Genomic DNA, 18,304 nt, shown 5'->3' on the forward strand with positions numbered 1-18,304 from the left:
TATTGATGAAGGCTGTTTATTTGGATTGTTTTGCAGGAATCAGCGGCAACATGCTTCTCGGCGCGTTTCTCCAGCTGGGAGTTCCGCAGAAGCATTTGGAGCAGGAGCTTCATAAGCTTATCACGGGAGACGAGTTTGAGCTTCATGTTTCTGATGTAATGAAAAATGGGATTCAGGCAAAATATGTTGATGTTGAGGTCAAGGGGACGGGGGCTGAGTTTGAATCGAAATCCAAAGATGATGGGGAACATGGCCATACCCACGAACATGATGGACACGACCATGTTCACCGTCATGATTTCGGGCATACCCCGGAGCATCTGCACCGTGCCCATGTCCACCGTTCGATGCTGGATATAAGGCGTATGATTGAGGATTCCGAGCTAAGCGATGCGGTCAAGAAAAAAAGCATTGCAATTTTCTCCTGCCTTGCGGAAGCAGAGGGAAAGGTACATGGAATGCCGATGGAAAAGGTGCATTTTCACGAAGTGGGAGCGACAGATTCCATCGTTGACATTGTAGGGGCTGCGGTATGCCTTGAATACCTTGAGATTGAAAAAATTTTTGTTTCCCGTGTCAATACCGGAAGCGGATTCGTAAAATGCGCGCATGGAACCATGATGGTTCCGGCACCTGCAACGGCAGAGCTTTTGAACGGCTTCCCGTTCTATCATGCGGCAGATGAAAAGGAGCTTACGACACCGACCGGAGCGGCTGTGATTCATGCACTTGCCGAATTCTCGGATAATATTCCCTATGAATTTGAAGGTTCATCAGTTGCCTATGGCGCGGGTTCGTGGGATTTAAGTATTCCAAACGTGCTTCGTGTATATTTTGGCGAATTCAAAGGGACACGCGGGCAGAACAGGTATATCCTTGAGACCAATATTGACGATATGAATCCGCAGAACTTCGGATATATTTATGACAGACTTTTTGCGGCAGGCTGCCTTGACGCATGGTCAACTCCTATATATATGAAGAAAAACCGTCCTGCGTATATGCTGTCGGTTCTTACAGACGCGGAAAACAAGGAAGCCTGCACGGAAATCATCCTGCAGGAGACAACGAGTCTTGGGATTCGTGTTCTTGCCGTGGACGAACGCATTGAGGCAACCCGCCGCACGGCACATGTGGATACTCCTTATGGAGAGGTCAATTGTAAAATCGGAGCATACAGAGGTCATATTGTATCTGTATCTGCAGAGTACGATGACTGCAGACGGCTCGCTGAGGAGAATCAGGTGCCCCTTAAAAAGGTCCGTTTTGCGGCACTTGCTGAGCTTAACCGTCGTCTCGGAGAGTGAGGAAATAATATAATGGAAGAAAAGTTGCAAAAACTGCTGGATTATCTAAGTGGATGCGGGAGCCTGGTCGTAGCATTGTCGGGGGGAGTGGACAGCTCAACTCTTCTATATGCGGCACATCTCGCTCTTGGTGAAAAAGTAGTCGCTGTGACTGCAAAATCCGAAATGATGTCAGTGGAAGAGCTTCAGATTGCCAAAGAAATGGCTGAAAAGGCAGGCGTGCGCCATATTATCATAGATGCGCATGACCTTGATGATCCCGACGTGTGCGCGAACACTCCGGAGCGCTGCTATTACTGCAAAAGGGGACGTTTTCAAAAGCTTGTGAATTTCGCGAAAAAAGAAGGATTTGCGTTCGTTGCGGACGGAGGAAATATCGACGACACAAAAGATTACCGTCCGGGTATGCGCGCTTTGGAGGAGCTTGCCCCGACAGTAGTTTCTCCCTTCATGATTTGCGGATGGGGTAAGTCTGACATCAGACGTCAGGCAAAAGAGTGGGGACTTTCAGTGTGGGACCGTCCAAGTGCAGCCTGCCTGGCTTCACGCATTGAATACGGAATTGAACTTACACCGAAACGTCTTCGTCAGGTAGATGCCGCGGAGGAAATTCTACGCTCGTATATTTCGGGGCAGCTGCGTGTAAGGCATCACGGGAAGCTTGCACGTGTTGAGGCAGAACCGGCGGCCTTTCAGATTTTACTGAATCAGCGGGAAAATATTACAAAAGAACTGCGCATGCTTGGATTTCAATATGTGACCCTTGACCTTTTGGGCTATCGTATGGGAAGTACAAACGAAGTTTTGGATTAAATAAAAGGCGGGGCGGTGTCCTGCCTTTTTTCAATTTTTTTTGATAATATTATGATGGAATGATAATAAATGGGGGGCTTTCAATTATGCCTACAGAGATGCAGGATGCGTCGAAGCCTAAGGCGGCAGAAGATAATATCCCTGTCGTCGGGGAGATTATGACTACAATAAAGAAAAAACAAAGACCGATAAAAAGAAGGATCGCTGTTTATATCAGAAAATATATTACGATTTTTATCGGCGCCTTTTTTACTGCCATAGGACTTGAGGAATTTCTGATACCGAATCACGTCATTGACGGAGGTATAGTCGGTCTTTCTATCATGGGCAGTGTAATCACAGACCTGCCCTTCACGGTTTTCCTCATTTTACTCAACATACCATTTTTGTATCTTGGGTATAAGCAGATAGGCAAGAGCTTTGCAGTCACGACAATCGTTGCGATTTTGTGTCTGTCCTTCTGGTCGGAGGTTTTTGAGCCGATACCGAATGTTACGGAGGATGTTTTTTTGGCGGTCATTTTCGGCGGCATTATTGACGGTATCGGTGTCGGACTCATAATGCGGGCAGGCGGCTCGCTGGATGGTACAGAAATAGTTGCGATTATCGCTGACAGGCGTACGGTGTTTTCCGTCGGTGAGATTGTAATGTTTATGAATCTCTTCATTCTGTCAGGCGCGGGCTTCCTCTTCGGATGGGATAAAGCAATGTATTCCCTCATTGCCTACTTCGTCATTGCAAAAATGATTGACGTGGTTCTGAAGGGTATTGACGAATCCTATGCGGTAATGATTGTTACCTCTGAGCATAAGAAAGTCAGCGAGGCGCTTCTTCACCGTCTTGGACGAGGTGTCACCATGCTGCACGGTGCAGGAGGCTTCAGCGGAATAGACAAGGAAATTCTTTACTCGGTTGTCACCCGTCTTGAGTTAAGAAAGCTCAAGGAGGTTGTTCTCGAGGAGGACCCGAACGCTTTTCTTACGATTAACGCGGTCAGTGATATTGTCGGAGGACGCGTGCGTAAAAAAGCAATTCATTGACAAAATGTGGTATACTTATCAAATGACTGTGCCCTTTCACGTTGTCGGATTTTCTTGACAAGGGGAAAGTCGGTCGCTATAATAGAACGAGGTTGATGCTGAACATGAGTATAAAACTGAAGGTTACTGATGCGGCGGCGCTTGGTGAGCGCGTGGATTTCCGCTTCGTAACAACAGCAAAAGCATTAGATGCTGTTCCGCAGAATTCATCTATCCCGGATGATGTTGTCATTGAGGGAACGATGGAGAATACGGGCGGTGCATATCGATTGACCGGGGCGGTGAAATGTATCCGCTCTTTTGTCTGTGACCGATGTCTTGAAAAGATTGAACGGGAGGAAGAATATCCCTTCCGTGAGGATTTTCGGGAATCGTCGGAAGAGGATTCTGAGGTCGGGGAAGACGGGTGTACTGTTTTTTCCGGAGATATGATAGATCTTGCTGCTCTGATTCGGGATACGATTCTGACAGCGCAGCCCATGCAAAACCTGTGCCGGACGGATTGTCGGGGCCTTTGCTCCCGGTGCGGCGCGAATCTGAACCAGGGCGAGTGCGGCTGTAACCGCCGCTCGGTGGATCCGCGGCTGGCTGCCTTGCAGGATTTCATGACGACCGAAGATTGAGTTCAAGAAGTGGATGTTTAAGGAGGTGTACCCCGTATGGCAGCGCCAAAGCGTAAAATGTCTAAGTCGCGCCGCGATTCGCGTCGCTCTAACTGGAAACTTACTGCGCCGGGCTATGTTTCTTGCCCGCAGTGCCATGAGCCGAAGCTCCCGCATCATGTATGCATGGAATGCGGCTATTATGACGGCAAAGAAGTTATCTCCCAGGGTGAATAAGAAAATGTTGAAAGAGAGCAGGAATTTGCCCCTGCTCTCTTTTTGCTTGCATTTTATTTAAAAAGTCGTTATAATAATTCACTATGATTGCCTGTTCAGTTATGAAGCAGGTCTATCATATGCTTAAATAGCTTAATGCGAGGGTGCGGATGCAGTGCACCCGTGTTGTTACAGGAAGGAGTTTCCTGATGAAGATTGCAGTTGACGCTATGGGCGGTGACTTTGCTCCGGAGCAGATTGTATTCGGAGCGGTGCGCGCCGCTAAACAGTTTGATTGTGAGATTGTGCTGGTCGGTGATGAGCCTCAGATCCGCAAGGTGCTGGAGCGTGAAAAGGGCTGGGAAAAGCTCCCGATTACGATTCATCATACGACACAGGTCGTCGAAATGGGAGAGCATCCGGCAGATGCCGTACGGCAGAAAAAGGATTCCTCGGTTGTTGTTGCAATGCGTCTTGTCCATGAAGGCCAGTGCGACGCAGTTATTTCGGCGGGAAGCACAGGCGCAGCGGTTGCGGCTGCACAGCTTGTGCTGAAGCGCATACGGGGAATCAAGCGTCCTACAATAGCGACTCCGATTCCAACGCCAAAGGGAGCAACCCTGCTTTTGGATTCCGGCGCGAACGTTGACAGCAAGCCGCTGCATTTGGTGCAGAGCGCTGTCATGGGTTCAATTTATTCGGAGCTTGTTTTCGGGCATAAGCAGCCACGCGTCGGTCTTTTGAATATCGGGGAAGAGGATACGAAGGGCTGCGAGCTTGTAAAAGAGACATACCAGCGGCTTAAAACCGTATCGCTTCTGAACTTCGTTGGAAATGCGGAGGGACGTGATATTCCAAAGGGCACGGTTGATGTTGTTGTCTGCGACGGTTTTGTCGGAAACGTTGTTCTGAAGTTCGGTGAAGGACTTGCAAAGACAATAATCCGGCTGATTAAAGATGAAATTAAGAGCGCGGGAATCCTCACAAAGATAGGTGCGCTCATGATAAAACCTGCACTTAAACGTCTCGGCAAGCGCCTTGATGTTTCCGAATATGGAGGAGCACCGCTCCTTGGAGTCAACGGCTGCTGTATCATAAGCCACGGCTCCTCAAACGCAAAGGCAATCTGCAACGCGATACGCGTGGCAAATGATTTTGCGAAGAGCAACGTGCTTGAGGTCATAAAGGAAACAATAATCAAGGATGAGGCTCTTCAGAATGATTTTGAGGAGACCGAAAAAATCTGAATCGCTGATTTTACGGCTGATTTTTGACACTACTTGCCAGAGTGTAGGAAAAAGTTATAATATAGAGTTTAGAATGCAAAAAATTCCAACGCATCGATTCCAAAAAAGCCCAGGCTTAAGCAGCGGGCACAGCGCTTTGCGGCATAATGCTGCTGCGTAGGCGGGATTCGATGCCGGACTTATGCGGTTGTCCTGCATGAAACGATGGGCTAAGGAGGAACAAACATGTTTGAAGAGAATGTAATCTGCCGAATGCTTAACATCAAGTATCCGGTGTTTCAGGGCGGTATGGCCTGGCTGGGGACGGCTGAGCTTGCGGCTGCTGTTTCAAATGCCGGCGGACTCGGTATAATAGGTGCCGGTCACATGCCGCCTGACGTTCTGCGTGCAGAAATTCAGAAAGCAAAGGCCGGTACAGATAAGCCTTTCGGTGTAAACATCATGCTGATGTCTCCTTTTGTTAAGGAGGTAATGCAGGTTGTTGTTGATGAAAGAGTTGCGGTTGTTACAACAGGCGCAGGAAATCCGGGTGAGTATATCCCGGCCCTGAAGGAAATCGGTACAAAGGTTATTCCGGTCGTTGCATCGGTTGCTCTTGCAAAGCGTCTTGTCCGCACAGGCGTTGACGCTGTTATCGCCGAGGGTATGGAGAGCGGCGGTCATATCGGTGAGGTAACGACAATGGCGCTCGTTCCGCAGATTATTGACGCTGTAGACGTTCCTGTAATTGCCGCAGGCGGTATCGGTGATTCCAGAGGAATCGCTGCTGCTTTTGCTATGGGTGCAAAGGCAGTCCAGATGGGTTCCCGTTTTGTACTTTCCAAAGAATGTATCGCACATGAAAACTATAAGAACATGGTTCTCAAGGCACGTGACCGTTCCACGGTAGTTACGGGAATGGCAACAGGTCATCCTGCACGTGTTCTGCAGAATAAGCTTTCCCGTATTTATCTTGACCGTGAGCGCAACGGCGCGCCGGTTGAGGAGCTGGAGAAGCTTGGTATCGGAACGCTCCGTCTTGCCGCACGCGAGGGTGACGTAGAGATGGGTTCCGTAATGATTGGACAGATTTCAGGTCTGCTCAAGGATATCAAATCCTGCGACGAGATTATGCAGGAGCTCGTAAACGGTATTCAGCCGGCTATTGAACAGGCACAGTCGGCATTGAAATAATTGTAAGGAAAGGAGGAAACTGAATGGGTAAACTTGCATTCATTTTCCCGGGTCAGGGTGCGCAGACGGTCGGAATGGGCAAAGAGCTCTTTGACCGCTATGAATCCGCAAAACGCCTCTTTGAGGAAGCGGACGATGCGCTTGGCTATTCCATAAGCAAAATGTGCTTTGAGGGACCGGCCGATGACCTTAAACTCACAGCAAATACGCAGCCGGCAATTCTGACGGTCAGTGTTATTGCTGCAAAAATTCTTGAAGAAAACGGCGTGGTTCCGGAAGTAGCCGGTGGCCACAGCCTTGGTGAATACTCCGCCCTTGTTTCGGCAGGAGTTTTGGATTTCGCTGACGCGGTTCGTCTGGTGCATCACCGCGGACAGTACATGCAGGAGGCAGTTCCCGTAGGGGAAGGCGCAATGGCTGCTGTACTCGGTCTTGAGCGTGATGTAATCGTTAAAATCTGTGAGGAGGCTTCCAAGCTTTCTCCTGTGCAGGCAGTTAATTTCAACTGCCCGGGGCAGACAGTTATTGCCGGCGCTACGGCAGGTGTTGAGGCAGCTGTGAAGGCTCTTTCCGAAGCAGGTGCCAAGAAATCCGTTATTCTGCCGGTAAGTGCACCGTTCCACAGCACACTTATGAAGCCGGCTGCAGAAAAGCTGGCAGCGGAGCTTGACAAGGTAACAATCCGCGACGCTAAATTCCCTGTCGTTTCGAACTACACGGGTGAGCTTGAAACAAAAGCCGACGAGATTAAAGAAAACCTTGTAAAGCAGGCAGACCATCCGGTAAAATGGGAAGACTGCGTTGCTGCCATGACGGCATTCGGAGCAACACACTTCATTGAGGCAGGCCCGGGCAAAACGCTCTGCGGCTTTAACAAGCGCATTGACCGCACGCTCAAAAACATGAACGTTGAAAATGTAGAGAGCCTGCAAAAAACGCTTGACACATGGAAGGAGGTTCGCTAATATGCTTTTAGATGGAAAGTGCGCCCTTGTGACGGGTGCTTCCCGCGGCATTGGGCGAGCCATTGCAGTCAAGCTTGCTTCCGAGGGCGCGAAGGTTGCGTTGAACTATGCAGGAAATGCAGCCGCTGCCGAGGAAGTAAAAAAAGAGATTGAGGCTGCCGGCGGACAGGCAATCACGGTACAGGCTGATGTTTCAGACCCGGCTTCCGTTGAAGCCATGATTCAGACAGTTGTCGATGCGTTCGGACAGATTGATATTCTTGTAAACAACGCCGGTATCACACGTGATGGACTTCTGCTTCGCATGAAGGATGAAGATTTCGACGCAGTTATCAATACAAACCTCAAAGGTATTTTCTACACGACGAAGCTTGTGTCGAAGCTCATGATGAAAAAACGCTTCGGCCGCATCGTCAATATGGCTTCCGTCGTCGGACTTACGGGTAACGCAGGTCAGACGAATTACGCTGCGGCAAAGGCCGGTGTTATCGGCTTTTCAAAATCTGCAGCCAAGGAGCTTGCAGCACGCGGTATCACGGTGAACATGGTGGCGCCTGGTTTCATCGAGACGGATATGACGGCTGTTATTCCTGAGAAAGCGAAGGAAGCTATGATGGGCGGAATTCCGCTGGGCCGCGCAGGAAAGCCGGAAGATGTGGCTAACGCGGTACTTTTCTTAGTCTCAGATCAGGCTGCCTACATTACGGGCCAGGTGCTCAAGGTAGACGGTGGCATGGTTATGTGATATAACTAGGATATTGAGTTAGAACCTGTGGAGGGAGGTGAAAGACATGTCGACATTTGAAAAGGTTAGAGATATCGTTGTTGAACAGCTCGGCGTAGAGGCTGATGAAGTTACAATCGAATCTACATTCATTGATGACCTGGGTGCTGATTCCCTGGATATCGTTGAGCTTATCATGGCTTTCGAAGAAGAATTTGGTATCGAGATCCCGGACGAAGCCGCCGAAAAGATTAAGACGGTTCAGGATGTTGTGACCTATATTGATCAGAACAAGTAATCGTTCTGGTATGTTCCTTTCTTTTAGTAAAATCCCGTGAATTATTCACGGGATTTTCTAAAGGCAGGGTACAGAGATGGGAGGAGTTACACTTGAAGCTTCCAGAGCTGAGAATTGGCGCCAAAATTGCAAAGGTTCCTGTCGTACAGGGCGGCATGGCGATTCGTCTCTCAACGGCCCGGCTGGCTTCGGCAGTGGCAAATCAGGGAGGCATTGGCCTCATAGCGGCTTCAGGCATGTCGGAGGAAGAACTTCGTTATGAAATCCGGCTTGCGCGCTCGCTGACAGATGGAATTATTGGAATCAACATAATGGTGGCAGCGAAAAAGTTCAGTGAAGTCGTGAAGACGGCAATTGACGAGGGAATTGACCTCGTAGTAGCCGGCGCTGGTTTTTCCAGGGATATGTTTGGATTAGGTAAAGAGTCGGGGACTCCGATCGTTCCGATCGTGTCTTCCGTTAAATTAGCGAAAATATCACAGCGTCTTGGTGCATCGGCGATTGTCGTAGAAGGAAAGGAAGCCGGCGGTCATCTGGGAACATCCACGTCCGTACGCGAGCTTATTCCTGATATAGCTGCGGCTGTCGATATCCCCGTTATTGCCGCGGGTGGAGTTCTGCACGGTCAGGATGTTGTTGACCTGATAAAGATGGGTGCGAGCGGAGTCCAGATGGGTTCCAGGTTCGCTTCCAGTGTTGAAGCAAATTCAGCTCCTATGTTGAAGGAGTTTTATCTTAAATCGAAGCCTGAGGATATTGTTGTAATTCACAGTCCTGTCGGACTTCCGGGCCGTGCGGTGCGCAATCCGTTCGCGGAGCGTATCATGAACGGGCCTGTTCCGCCGACACGCTGCGACAACTGCCTTAAGGCATGTAAGCACAATTTCTGTATTATTCGCTCTCTTATACGCGCACAGCAGGGTGATGTTGAAACAGGACTTGTTTTCACCGGTGAGTATATCTCAAGGATTAAGAAGATTATTCCGGTGAAGGATATTTTTGATCAGCTGCTTGCTGAAGTGGCTGTTGCGAACTAAGAGTGAGGTGTTTTTTTTGACGAATCGAGTAGTGGTGACTGGTCTTGGCGTTGTTTCTCCAATCGGTATCGGCCGTGAAGCTTTTTGGCAGGCACTGATGGACGGAAAAAACGGTATTGATAAAATCACTCGATTTGATGCAGCGGATTATCCGTCGCAGATTGCAGGCGAGGTTAAGGATTTCAACCCTGCGGATTTCATTGATAAAAAAGAATCAAAGCGCATGGATCGTTATGCACAGTTTGCTGTTGCTGCATCTGCTATGGCTTTGAAGGATGCGGGCATTGACCTTGAGAAAGAGGACAAGGACCGTATTGGTACATATATCGGTGCAGGCATCGGCGGTATCGAAACGATGCACTCCCAGTATGAGAAGCTTTTTGCAAAGGGACAGCGCTTTATCAGCCCGTTCTTCATCCCGATGATGATTGCAAACATGGCTGCCGCGCAGACGGCTATCACATTTGGTCTGCACGGTCCGTCCAGCTGTAATGTTACAGCATGCGCAACGGGTTCGAACTGCATTGGCGATGCTCTGCGTGTTCTTCAGCGCGGTGATGCTGACGTTATGGTCGCAGGAGGAACTGAGGCAAGTGTTTCCCCGGCTGCTGTTGCCGGCTTCTGCTCCATGAAGGCACTTTGCACGGATCATAACGATGACCCGGCTCACGCTTCCCGTCCGTTCGATAAAAACCGCAGCGGTTTTGTAATGGGCGAGGGCTCAGGTATTGTCGTACTTGAGACTCTTGAGCATGCCCAGAAACGCGGTGCTCATATCTATGCAGAGCTTGCGGGCTATGGCTCGAACTCTGATGCATACCATATCACAAGCCCGGCTCCTGAGGGAGAATATCAGGCTAAATGCATGCAGCTCGCTATTGAGGATGCAGGACTTACACCTGATGATATTGACTACGTAAACGCTCACGGTACATCAACACACATGAATGACCAGGGCGAGACAGAAGCCTGCAAGAAGGTCTTCGGCGCACGTGCCAAGGATGTTCCTGTAAGCTCCATCAAATCAATGACAGGTCATCTTCTTGGCGCGGCCGGCGGCGTGGAGTGCATCGCTTCCGTTCTTGCTGTAGAGAACGATATGCTGCCTCCGACAATCAATTATGAGACACAGGATGATGGAATGGATCTTGACTATGTTCCGAACAAATCCCGTGCCCATAAGGTTCGTGCAGCTATTTCCAACAACTTTGGTTTCGGCGGACACAATGCGTGCCTTGTTGTGAAGAAATTCAGCGAATAAGATGGATAGAGTATTAACTGCCGAGAGGGAGGCCGATTTACAGAAGCTTTCCTCTCGGCTTGGAATTTCATTTAATAATCTTGCCCTTCTGGATCAGGCACTTACGCATACCTCGTATGCCAATGAAGCCCATGATGCGAGGGTGCAGCATAACGAACGGCTGGAATTTTTGGGAGATGCCGTGCTTGAGCTTGCGACAAGTACATATCTTTTCAAGCATTTTCCGCAGCTTTCGGAGGGCGACCTTTCGAAGGCAAGGGCGTCTGTAGTCTGCGAGCCGGCTCTTCACCGCCGTGCAGCGGAGGTCAGTCTCGGGACATTTCTTCTTCTCGGTCACGGAGAACGGCTGACGGGAGGAGCAGAACGTCCTTCTATTCTTGCTGACGCATTCGAAGCGGTAATCGGAGCAATATATCTTGACCGCGGCTTTGATGTGGCAAGAGAATACGTTCTTGACCAGCTCCATGAGGAGCTTGTTGAAGTAGACCTTGGGGAGAATCTCAAGGACTATAAGACAATGTTCCAGGAGGTTGTGCAGCGTCATCCGGGGAAAAAGGCTGTTTATTCCCTTATTGGTGAAACTGGCCCTGACCACGCCAAGGAATTCAGATTTTCTGTATCCGTGGATGGTAAGGTCTTCGGCGAAGGAACAGGACGTACAAAAAAGGCTGCAGAGCAGAATGCTGCCCGTGCGGCATTGGAGAAATACAATAAAAAATAATGACAGGACGGACTCATTGCCGTTGCCGCGTCAGCGGTGATGACATGAGTCCTTTTTGTCTGTGGAGGGAAAACGATGAAACAGCTTATCTTTCTCGGAACCGGAATGGCGATGGCAACAGAGTGCTATAACACCTGTTTCCTTCTGCAGCTTTCGGAGCATGAGTATTTCCTGACCGATGCGGGGGGCGGCAATGGTATTCTTAAAAGGATGAAGCAGGCAGGAGTCAGCTTTGCCGACATTCATCACATGTTCGTAACCCACGGCCATACTGACCACATTGTCGGGTGCGTATGGGTTGTGAGAAAAATCGCTGCCATGATGAACAAGGGCGGGTATGAGGGAGAGTTTCATATATATGCCCATGATACCGCGTGTCATATCATCGAAACGATGGTTCGGATGATGCTGAAAAAATCTGAGGCAGCATGTCTTGGTGAGCGCATTTTCCTTCATGAAGTAAAGGACAGACAGACAGTACATTTTCTTGACGTGACTCTCACTGCATTTGATATACTCTCAACCAAGGCAAAGCAGTTCGGGTATGAGCTTCGGTTCGATGATTCTCCCCTGCGTCTTACATGTCTTGGGGATGAACCGTACAATGAACATAACAGACAGTATGCGGAGGGCGCTGACTGGCTCCTTTCCGAAGCCTTCTGCAGATATGAGGACCGTGATATTTTCAAGCCCTATGAGAAAAATCACAGCACCGTCAAGGAGGCTGCGGAGCTTGGCGAAACGCTCCATGCGAAAAATCTTGTTCTCTATCATACGGAGGACAAGAACCTTGATAAAAGAAAAGAAAGCTATACCCGTGAGGCTGAGGAATACTACAAGGGAAATATCTTTGTGCCTGACGATCTTGACGTCATAAAAATTGACTAGGGAGTGTTGATTAAATGAACTTGAGCTAGGCGAATTAATCAACACGCCCTGAATAAAAAAGAGCATTCTGCCGGCGAAAAACTGCCGATGCAGAATGCTTTTTTTATTTCTTTGACTGATGTTCAGCTATTTTTTTCAGAAGCGGAATAAGATTTTCGGTTGACTTGGCAAAAACAGCAAGCTCATCCTTGGAAAGAGCGGTAAGACCTGCCTGTATCTTTGTTTTTAGAAGCTCGTTGCACTCCTTTATAAAAGCATGGCCTTCGTCGGTCAGCACCAAATCAATATACCGTTTGTCGTTCGCACGTCCCTGTCGTATGATGTACCCCATGCGTACAAGCTTGTCGACCAAGGGCGTCATCTGCTGCTTTACCAGATGGAGCCGGTCACCCACCTCACTCATGGTAAGGTGTCCTTCTGCTTCAAGAACCTTCAGAACGGAAAACTGGTTGATTGGTATAAGAAGGGATGTTTTCCTGAGAAAGCTTTGACTTATAAGACGCATGACCTCCGTAAAATAACCGGATGTAACCTGCGAAAGGGAATCCTGCTGATTGGAAGAAGCGGTCATATTCTGATATCTCTCCTTGAATATGAAATACAATGAAAAACTCTTTAAGTATTATACTATATGGACAATAAATAGTAAATAGATGTTTACTATTTAAGATTAGGTATCACTTAAAGACGTGATGCAAAAAGGATTTTGAAAATTTTTATAGAATATGAAAAGTGTAGGGTAATGTTTGAAGGCATAATTAAAAAGCAGGAGGTGGCACAATGTTTATACGTGAAAAAATTGCGGCGGAGGCAGGGAGATGCGTTTTGTGCGCGGAACCCTTGTGCTCGACGGTGTGCCCACGGGAAATAGATACAGGACGTATAATAAGAGCGCTTAACTTTGAAAATATCATGGGTGCGGCCCGCGCTCTCGGAGATAAAAGCTGTGAAGGCTGTGAGGCTCCATGCGAGGGAGTGTGCAGACGTGCGGATATGGATTATCCTGTGCACATTCAGTCGCTTATGAATAACCTGAGAGAAGCTGCCCAAGAGCTGAAGGTGCCGGATAAACAGGTTGACCTCTCAATTGACTTCTGCGGCGTGCGCTGCGAGAATCCGTTTTTTCTATCATCCTCCGTGGTGGGAAGCGGCTATGAGATGATTGCAAAAGCGTTCAGAATGGGATGGGCAGGAGTCAGCGTAAAGACCATATCAAAGCTGGACATCAGAGAGGTATCTCCACGTTTCTCCGTTCTGAAGAAGGAAGGACGTTCCTTCGTTGGCTTCAAAAATCTCGAACAGCTCTCAACATGCGAGTACGAAGAAAATCTTGATATGATAAGACGTCTGAAGCAGGATTTCCCGTCAAAGGTTATTATCGCCTCAATAATGGGACGAAACGTCATGGATTGGTCGCAGATTGCTCATGATGTGGAGGAAGCAGGCGCTGATATCATAGAGTGCAATTTCTCCTGTCCTCAGATGGTGGGAGACAAGCTGGGCTCAGAGATAGGAATAGACCCGTCTCTCGTGTGGATGTATACGAGGGCGGTACGGCGCGGCACAGGACTTCCCATCCTCGCCAAAATGACTCCAAACATAACAGCAATGGAGGTTCCTGCCGTGGCTGCGATTGAGTCGGGGGCGCAGGGAATTGCCGCAATAAACACTATCAAGAGCATAATGAATATCGACCTTGACAGCTTCGCCTCGGAGCCGAATATTCACGGAAAATGCACCGTCGGAGGATACTCAGGAAAAGCAGTCAAGCCGATAGCGCTGAGATTTATAAGCGACATCCATAAAAATGAGATATTGAAGGATTACCCTGTAAGCGGCATGGGTGGAATTGAAACATGGCGCGACGCGGCGGAATTTCTTGCCATGGGCTGCGAAAATATCCAGATTACGACAGCCGTCATGGAGTATGGCTATCGCATAATTGATGACCTGAAGGAAGGGCTTTCCGATTATCTGGCCGCCAATGGAATGCATTCGGTAGCAGAGCTTGTCGGAAAGGCTCTGCCGGATGTTGTTTCGGCTGAGGACCTGGAGCGCGACACCATCGAATATCCGAAATTCAATCCCGGGGAATGCATTGGCTGCGGACGCTGCTACCTCTCCTGCTACGACGGAGGACATCAGGCCATTGTGATGAATGAGAAGGGCAAAGCGCAGATGAATCCGAAAAAATGCGTAGGCTGCCAGCTCTGCCGTCTGGTATGCCCGGCGGGCGCCATTACCGTAGGAAAACGCGTACCGAAGCAATTGACAAGGTAACATGCTCCGATGGATTTATCCGGTGATAACAGTTGCCGGGGAATCTTTCAAAAACTAGTTGCAAATTATAGCATTTAGGGATATTATTAAATTTATCTATAGCTATGAAACTGATAGCGTATTAATGCAAGATATCAACATCATAGGTATGACAGGAAAACAGACAGGGGAAACTCTTGTCTGTTTTCCTTTTGCATAGCTGAAGGAGGATGTATGGATTACTTATTTGGAGCGCTGGGGCTTTTTGTTCTTGGTGTATTGACTATGTTCCTGCCGAAGAGGCTGGAGCTTGGGGCGCATTATTCGGGAATGCTTCTGGCGGCAGGGGCAAGCATGCTGGTTTTGCTGTTCAGCCTTGGGATTCTTGTCACCGGTATGACTGTAGGCCCTCTGGTGTTCGGGAGATATTCTCTCATGGTAGATACCTGGAGTGCTGCCTTTCTGCTTATCACAGGGCTTTCCGGCGCGGCAGTGAGCATCTACGGTATAGGCTACGGAAAGGGCTACCTCGGACAGCGCATCCGTCTGCTTTCCGGACTCTGGAACCTTTTCATACTGTCTATGGTGCTTGTCATCGTGGCAGGAGATGCCTTTACCTTTATCCTTTCATGGGAGGTAATGGCGCTGGTGTCCTTCCTTCTCGTGAATCACGAGAGTGAAAAGAAGGAGGTCGTGTACGCGGCATATCAGTACATGGTCATGACGCATCTCGGCACGGCGGCCATACTTGTTGCGTTTTATCTTTTGGGCAGCGCCTCGGAGGATTTTTCATTTGCTGCCATGGCTGCAAATACCCTTGACACGCCTATGCGTCACATCGTGTTTGCATCGGCCTTTATCGGCTTCGCACTGAAATCCGGCCTCATGCCGCTTCATGTGTGGCTGCCAAACGCCCATCCGGCTGCGCCGAGCCACGTGTCCGCCCTCATGAGCGGTGTCATGCTGAAGGTCGCTGTTTACGGCTTCGGACGCTTCATGTTCTGGTTTCTGGACTGCTCGACCTTTGCATACGGACTTATCGTCATGTGCGTGGGACTCGTCTCCGCTTTCCTCGGCGTTCTTTACGCGTCCATGGAAAAGGATATGAAACGGATCCTCGCATATTCCTCCGTTGAAAATATGGGTATCATATACACGGCCTTCGGCTGCGGTATGCTTTTGACGGCAACGGGGAAGGGCAGCATGGCGTTCATTGCCTTTACTGCTGTACTGGTTCATTCCCTGAGCCACAGTATGATGAAATGCCTGCTCTTCATGGGGGCAGGCTCTGTTCTTCATGCCACGGGCACGAAAAACATCGAGCAGCTTGGCGCTCTTGCATCCCGTATGCCGCTGACGGCATTTTTTACCCTGATTGGAGCCATGTCCCTCGCTTCACTGCCGTTTACAAGCGGCCTCGTGGGTGAATGGATGACGCTGCAGAGCGTCATCACACTGGCGTGGCAGGCAGACGCGCAGGAGATGCGCGTATTTGTCATACTGGCATTTATCCTCATGGGACTTACAGGAGCGCTGGCTCTTGGCTGCTTCGTCCGCCTTTACGGAGTGACCTTCCTGGGACGCCGTCGCTCAAGCCTCGTCCTGAAGGCACATGAAATGCCGGCCTCCATGCTCATTGGCATGGGGCTTGAGGCAGTTCTTATCCTCTTTTTCGGAATCCTGCCCGCGCCTATGGTAGGCTTTATGCAGAGTGCCCTCACAGGGGGCGTTATTATCATGCCCATGGAAAATCTTTTCGGGGTGTTCTGGGCAGGAAACGGAAGCTTTTCCATCTATAGTCCGCTGATTCTCGCGATTTTGGCGGTATTTATAGGAGGCATTCTCTGGTTCACTCTTTCAGGCAAAAAGTGCTTCGTGGAGCAGGAGGAAACATGGAACTGCGGTACAGTGCCGACACGCCGGGAGCAGTATTCGGCTACAGGCTTTTCAAAGCCTTTGCGCCGTGCCTTTGATTTCATTTTGAATCCGCAGAGAAAACGTGTATATCTGAAGAAAAATCACGAGTATTTCGGACGGCAGCAGGAATATCATCTGCATATCCCCGATCAGTTCTCGGAGTTTCTTTATAAGCCGGTGGAGCATTTCGTAGTGCGCTCGGCTGACACAATGCGCGCACTGCAGCAGGGCAGCGTGCGCCTCTATATCGGCTACACAATGATAGCTATGATTGCCGTTTTGATTTGGGGGGTGATGTAATGCTGCAAAATTCTGTTGCGGGGCTTTTGGTTCCCGGTATCCTGCAGGCGTTGTGCCTTGTGCTTTTCGCGCCTCTTGTAGCAGGCATCATCAACAAAACGAAGGCTGTTCTCCAGAAACGGCAGGGCGCAAGCATCCTTCAGGAGTATTTTGACCTTTATAAATGGTGGAAAAAGCCTGTAATTCTCACGAAGTACACGGGATGGATATTTGTGGCGGCGCCTGTCGTCTACCTCACTACGAGCATTATCGCCGCAATGATGGTGCCGGGGCTTCTAACAGGGAGCTTCAGCTTCGGTGATGCCTTTGTATTCGTTTACGTGCTGGCACTGGGCCGCTTCTTCATGACACTTTCTTCCATGGATGCTGCCACAGCCTTCGGGGGTATGGGCGGGAGCCGTGAAATATATATCTCCGTACTGGTAGAGCCTGCCGTCATGCTGGCAGTGCTTGTCAACGCGACACGCTACGGCTCCACGACTCTTTCACAGATGGTCATCCAGTACGACCAGTTCTTCTTCACCGTGCCCGCGGTTCTCAGCTGCGCGGCGTTCTTCCTCATCATGCTGGCGGAAAACAGCCGCCTGCCGGTGGACAATCCGGACACACATCTTGAGCTTACGATGATTCACGAGTGCATGACTCTCGAATATTCGGGACGTCTGCTGGCATTCATCCACCTCGGAAGCATGATAAAGCTTCTTGTGTTCCTCGTTATGTTCGGAGCGCTTTACCTTCCGCTGCCGATTCCGATGGCGTTGAAGGTACTGGCAGGAACACTCATCATAGGTCTCGTTGAGACGCTCAACAACAAAATGCGTCTCTTCAAGGTTCGTGTTTATCTCTCTGCAGCCGTCATTCTTTTGGCGGTAGCCGTCATCGCTCAGTAAAGGAGGAAGATTATGCAGTATCTTGTTGTTTTGCTTATTTTTGCCGTCTTCCTGCAAACGCGAATGACAGGGCTTAAACGGGCGGTTGTGTGCCTCGCGGCTCAGTCGGGTATCATTGCCTGTGCCTGCCTTGTGGTAGGATTTTCTGTGGGTGGAGGACTTCATGCGGTGCTTCCGGGACTGCTGACTCTCGTTGTCAAGGTCATCTTCATACCCGGGGCAATGCTCCGTCTTGTGAAAAAAATCACGGACGACAGGGAAATCACCTCCACCAGCCGGGTGAATTATTCATCCCTTGCGGCGGCGGTGTTCCTCGTGATGGGCTATCTTCTGGTGGACAGACTCTTCCCGGGCATTGAGGGGCGCGATATCATCGCGGCATCAATCCTCATGATAATGACGGGACTCTCCATGATGGTGCTCAGAAAACGTGCCATCATACAGATGTGCGGACTCATCACATTGGAAAACGGAATCTATCTTCTCGGCCTTCTCATTACAGAAGGGCTTCCCATGGTGGTAGAGCTTGGCGTCTTTCTGGACGTGCTCATCGCCGCGGTGGTGCTTGTAATACTGACAAACCGCATGAGCCTTTCCTTTATGACGACGGACACGACGGTTATGCGCAAACTGAAAGGATAAAGAA

The 18,304-nt window shown here is 49.5% G+C and carries 19 protein-coding genes; 18 read left to right on the plus strand and 1 reads right to left on the minus strand.

From position 1 onward, the window contains the following. Window positions 1-5 precede the first annotated feature (5 nt). From larC to BUA83_RS01730, 14 genes are all read left to right on the plus strand, one after another. Window positions 6-1,307, plus strand: coding sequence for a nickel pincer cofactor biosynthesis protein LarC (gene larC / locus BUA83_RS01665; RefSeq protein WP_072934438.1), 1,302 nt, complete (start codon window positions 6-8; stop codon window positions 1,305-1,307). A gap of 12 nt (window positions 1,308-1,319) precedes the next feature. Further along, complete coding sequence (larE, locus tag BUA83_RS01670) at window positions 1,320-2,120, plus strand: ATP-dependent sacrificial sulfur transferase LarE (RefSeq protein WP_072934439.1); 801 nt, start codon at window positions 1,320-1,322, stop codon at window positions 2,118-2,120. Window positions 2,121-2,278: 158 nt separating this feature from the next. Then, entirely contained in the window at window positions 2,279-3,160 is an 882-nt protein-coding gene (locus tag BUA83_RS01675; protein WP_094756422.1) for a YitT family protein, read from the plus strand. Between the two features lie 104 nt (window positions 3,161-3,264). Next, a complete protein-coding gene (locus tag BUA83_RS01680) occupies window positions 3,265-3,783 on the plus strand; it encodes a YceD family protein (protein WP_072934692.1) in 519 nt (172 codons plus the stop codon). Between the two features lie 36 nt (window positions 3,784-3,819). Next, a complete protein-coding gene (gene rpmF, locus BUA83_RS01685; protein WP_072934440.1) occupies window positions 3,820-3,999 on the plus strand; it encodes a 50S ribosomal protein L32 in 180 nt (59 codons plus the stop codon). Between the two features lie 188 nt (window positions 4,000-4,187). Next, on the plus strand, window positions 4,188-5,225 hold the full coding sequence (gene plsX, locus BUA83_RS01690; protein WP_072934441.1) for a phosphate acyltransferase PlsX: 1,038 nt from the start codon (window positions 4,188-4,190) through the stop codon (window positions 5,223-5,225). A 225-nt stretch (window positions 5,226-5,450) separates the two neighbouring features. Further along, the gene (fabK, locus tag BUA83_RS01695; protein WP_072934442.1) at window positions 5,451-6,398 is read left to right on the plus strand and encodes an enoyl-[acyl-carrier-protein] reductase FabK; all 948 of its coding nucleotides are present in this window, start codon (window positions 5,451-5,453) and stop codon (window positions 6,396-6,398) included. Window positions 6,399-6,421: 23 nt separating this feature from the next. Then, window positions 6,422-7,363, plus strand: a complete 942-nt coding sequence (fabD, locus tag BUA83_RS01700) for an ACP S-malonyltransferase (RefSeq protein ID WP_072934443.1) — start codon at window positions 6,422-6,424, stop codon at window positions 7,361-7,363. Window position 7,364: 1 nt separating this feature from the next. Next, window positions 7,365-8,108, plus strand: coding sequence for a 3-oxoacyl-[acyl-carrier-protein] reductase (gene fabG, locus BUA83_RS01705; RefSeq protein WP_072934444.1), 744 nt, complete (start codon window positions 7,365-7,367; stop codon window positions 8,106-8,108). Between the two features lie 46 nt (window positions 8,109-8,154). After that, window positions 8,155-8,385 (plus strand): acyl carrier protein, encoded by a 231-nt coding sequence (locus BUA83_RS01710; RefSeq protein ID WP_072934445.1) that lies wholly within the window; start codon window positions 8,155-8,157, stop codon window positions 8,383-8,385. Between the two features lie 92 nt (window positions 8,386-8,477). After that, window positions 8,478-9,422 (plus strand): NAD(P)H-dependent flavin oxidoreductase, encoded by a 945-nt coding sequence (locus BUA83_RS01715; protein WP_072934446.1) that lies wholly within the window; start codon window positions 8,478-8,480, stop codon window positions 9,420-9,422. Between the two features lie 16 nt (window positions 9,423-9,438). Beyond that, window positions 9,439-10,683 (plus strand): beta-ketoacyl-ACP synthase II, encoded by a 1,245-nt coding sequence (gene fabF / locus BUA83_RS01720; protein WP_072934447.1) that lies wholly within the window; start codon window positions 9,439-9,441, stop codon window positions 10,681-10,683. Between the two features lies 1 nt (window position 10,684). Then, window positions 10,685-11,404: a ribonuclease III gene (gene rnc, locus BUA83_RS01725; RefSeq protein ID WP_072934448.1), complete on the plus strand. Its 720-nt coding sequence runs from the start codon at window positions 10,685-10,687 to the stop codon at window positions 11,402-11,404. Between the two features lie 75 nt (window positions 11,405-11,479). Then, window positions 11,480-12,292: an MBL fold metallo-hydrolase gene (locus tag BUA83_RS01730; protein WP_072934449.1), complete on the plus strand. Its 813-nt coding sequence runs from the start codon at window positions 11,480-11,482 to the stop codon at window positions 12,290-12,292. 103 nt (window positions 12,293-12,395) lie between these two features. Here the strand turns inward: BUA83_RS01730 and BUA83_RS01735 are convergent, their stop codons facing one another. Then, entirely contained in the window at window positions 12,396-12,863 is a 468-nt protein-coding gene (locus BUA83_RS01735; protein WP_072934450.1) for a MarR family winged helix-turn-helix transcriptional regulator, read from the minus strand. A 209-nt stretch (window positions 12,864-13,072) separates the two neighbouring features. Between BUA83_RS01735 and preA the strand changes: the two genes are divergently transcribed. The 4 genes from preA to BUA83_RS01755 all read left to right on the plus strand — a co-directional run bounded on the left by preA (window position 13,073) and on the right by BUA83_RS01755 (window position 18,300). Beyond that, window positions 13,073-14,572, plus strand: a complete 1,500-nt coding sequence (gene preA, locus BUA83_RS01740) for an NAD-dependent dihydropyrimidine dehydrogenase subunit PreA (RefSeq protein ID WP_072934451.1) — start codon at window positions 13,073-13,075, stop codon at window positions 14,570-14,572. A gap of 213 nt (window positions 14,573-14,785) precedes the next feature. Beyond that, window positions 14,786-16,768, plus strand: a complete 1,983-nt coding sequence (locus BUA83_RS01745) for a proton-conducting transporter transmembrane domain-containing protein (RefSeq protein WP_072934452.1) — start codon at window positions 14,786-14,788, stop codon at window positions 16,766-16,768. After that, window positions 16,768-17,658 carry a respiratory chain complex I subunit 1 family protein gene (locus BUA83_RS01750; RefSeq protein WP_072934453.1) on the plus strand — a complete coding sequence of 297 codons (891 nt, stop codon included), beginning with the start codon at window positions 16,768-16,770 and terminating at the stop codon, window positions 17,656-17,658. Before BUA83_RS01745 ends, BUA83_RS01750 begins: the two co-directional genes overlap by 1 nt. 12 nt (window positions 17,659-17,670) lie before the next feature. Further along, window positions 17,671-18,300, plus strand: coding sequence for a hydrogenase (locus BUA83_RS01755; protein ID WP_072934454.1), 630 nt, complete (start codon window positions 17,671-17,673; stop codon window positions 18,298-18,300). The last annotated feature ends 4 nt before the right edge of the window (window positions 18,301-18,304 follow it).

Source organism: Schwartzia succinivorans DSM 10502 (genome assembly GCF_900129225.1).
Taxonomy (GTDB): Bacteria; Bacillota; Negativicutes; order Selenomonadales; family Selenomonadaceae; genus Schwartzia; species Schwartzia succinivorans.

Bases quoted from the DNA above. Each gene is read 5' to 3' on its own strand.
- larC (WP_072934438.1), top strand. From the start codon at position 6: ATGAAGGCTGTTTATTTGGATTGTTTTGCAGGAATCAGCGGCAACATG.
- larE (WP_072934439.1), top strand. From the start codon at position 1,320: ATGGAAGAAAAGTTGCAAAAACTGCTGGATTATCTAAGTGGATGCGGG.
- BUA83_RS01675 (WP_094756422.1), top strand. From the start codon at position 2,279: ATGACTACAATAAAGAAAAAACAAAGACCGATAAAAAGAAGGATCGCT.
- BUA83_RS01680 (WP_072934692.1), top strand. From the start codon at position 3,265: ATGAGTATAAAACTGAAGGTTACTGATGCGGCGGCGCTTGGTGAGCGC.
- rpmF (WP_072934440.1), top strand. From the start codon at position 3,820: ATGGCAGCGCCAAAGCGTAAAATGTCTAAGTCGCGCCGCGATTCGCGT.
- plsX (WP_072934441.1), top strand. From the start codon at position 4,188: ATGAAGATTGCAGTTGACGCTATGGGCGGTGACTTTGCTCCGGAGCAG.
- fabK (WP_072934442.1), top strand. From the start codon at position 5,451: ATGTTTGAAGAGAATGTAATCTGCCGAATGCTTAACATCAAGTATCCG.
- fabD (WP_072934443.1), top strand. From the start codon at position 6,422: ATGGGTAAACTTGCATTCATTTTCCCGGGTCAGGGTGCGCAGACGGTC.
- fabG (WP_072934444.1), top strand. From the start codon at position 7,365: ATGCTTTTAGATGGAAAGTGCGCCCTTGTGACGGGTGCTTCCCGCGGC.
- BUA83_RS01710 (WP_072934445.1), top strand. From the start codon at position 8,155: ATGTCGACATTTGAAAAGGTTAGAGATATCGTTGTTGAACAGCTCGGC.
- rnc (WP_072934448.1), top strand. From the start codon at position 10,685: ATGGATAGAGTATTAACTGCCGAGAGGGAGGCCGATTTACAGAAGCTT.
- BUA83_RS01730 (WP_072934449.1), top strand. From the start codon at position 11,480: ATGAAACAGCTTATCTTTCTCGGAACCGGAATGGCGATGGCAACAGAG.
- BUA83_RS01735 (WP_072934450.1), bottom strand. From the start codon at position 12,863: ATGACCGCTTCTTCCAATCAGCAGGATTCCCTTTCGCAGGTTACATCC.
- preA (WP_072934451.1), top strand. From the start codon at position 13,073: ATGTTTATACGTGAAAAAATTGCGGCGGAGGCAGGGAGATGCGTTTTG.
- BUA83_RS01745 (WP_072934452.1), top strand. From the start codon at position 14,786: ATGGATTACTTATTTGGAGCGCTGGGGCTTTTTGTTCTTGGTGTATTG.
- BUA83_RS01750 (WP_072934453.1), top strand. From the start codon at position 16,768: ATGCTGCAAAATTCTGTTGCGGGGCTTTTGGTTCCCGGTATCCTGCAG.
- BUA83_RS01755 (WP_072934454.1), top strand. From the start codon at position 17,671: ATGCAGTATCTTGTTGTTTTGCTTATTTTTGCCGTCTTCCTGCAAACG.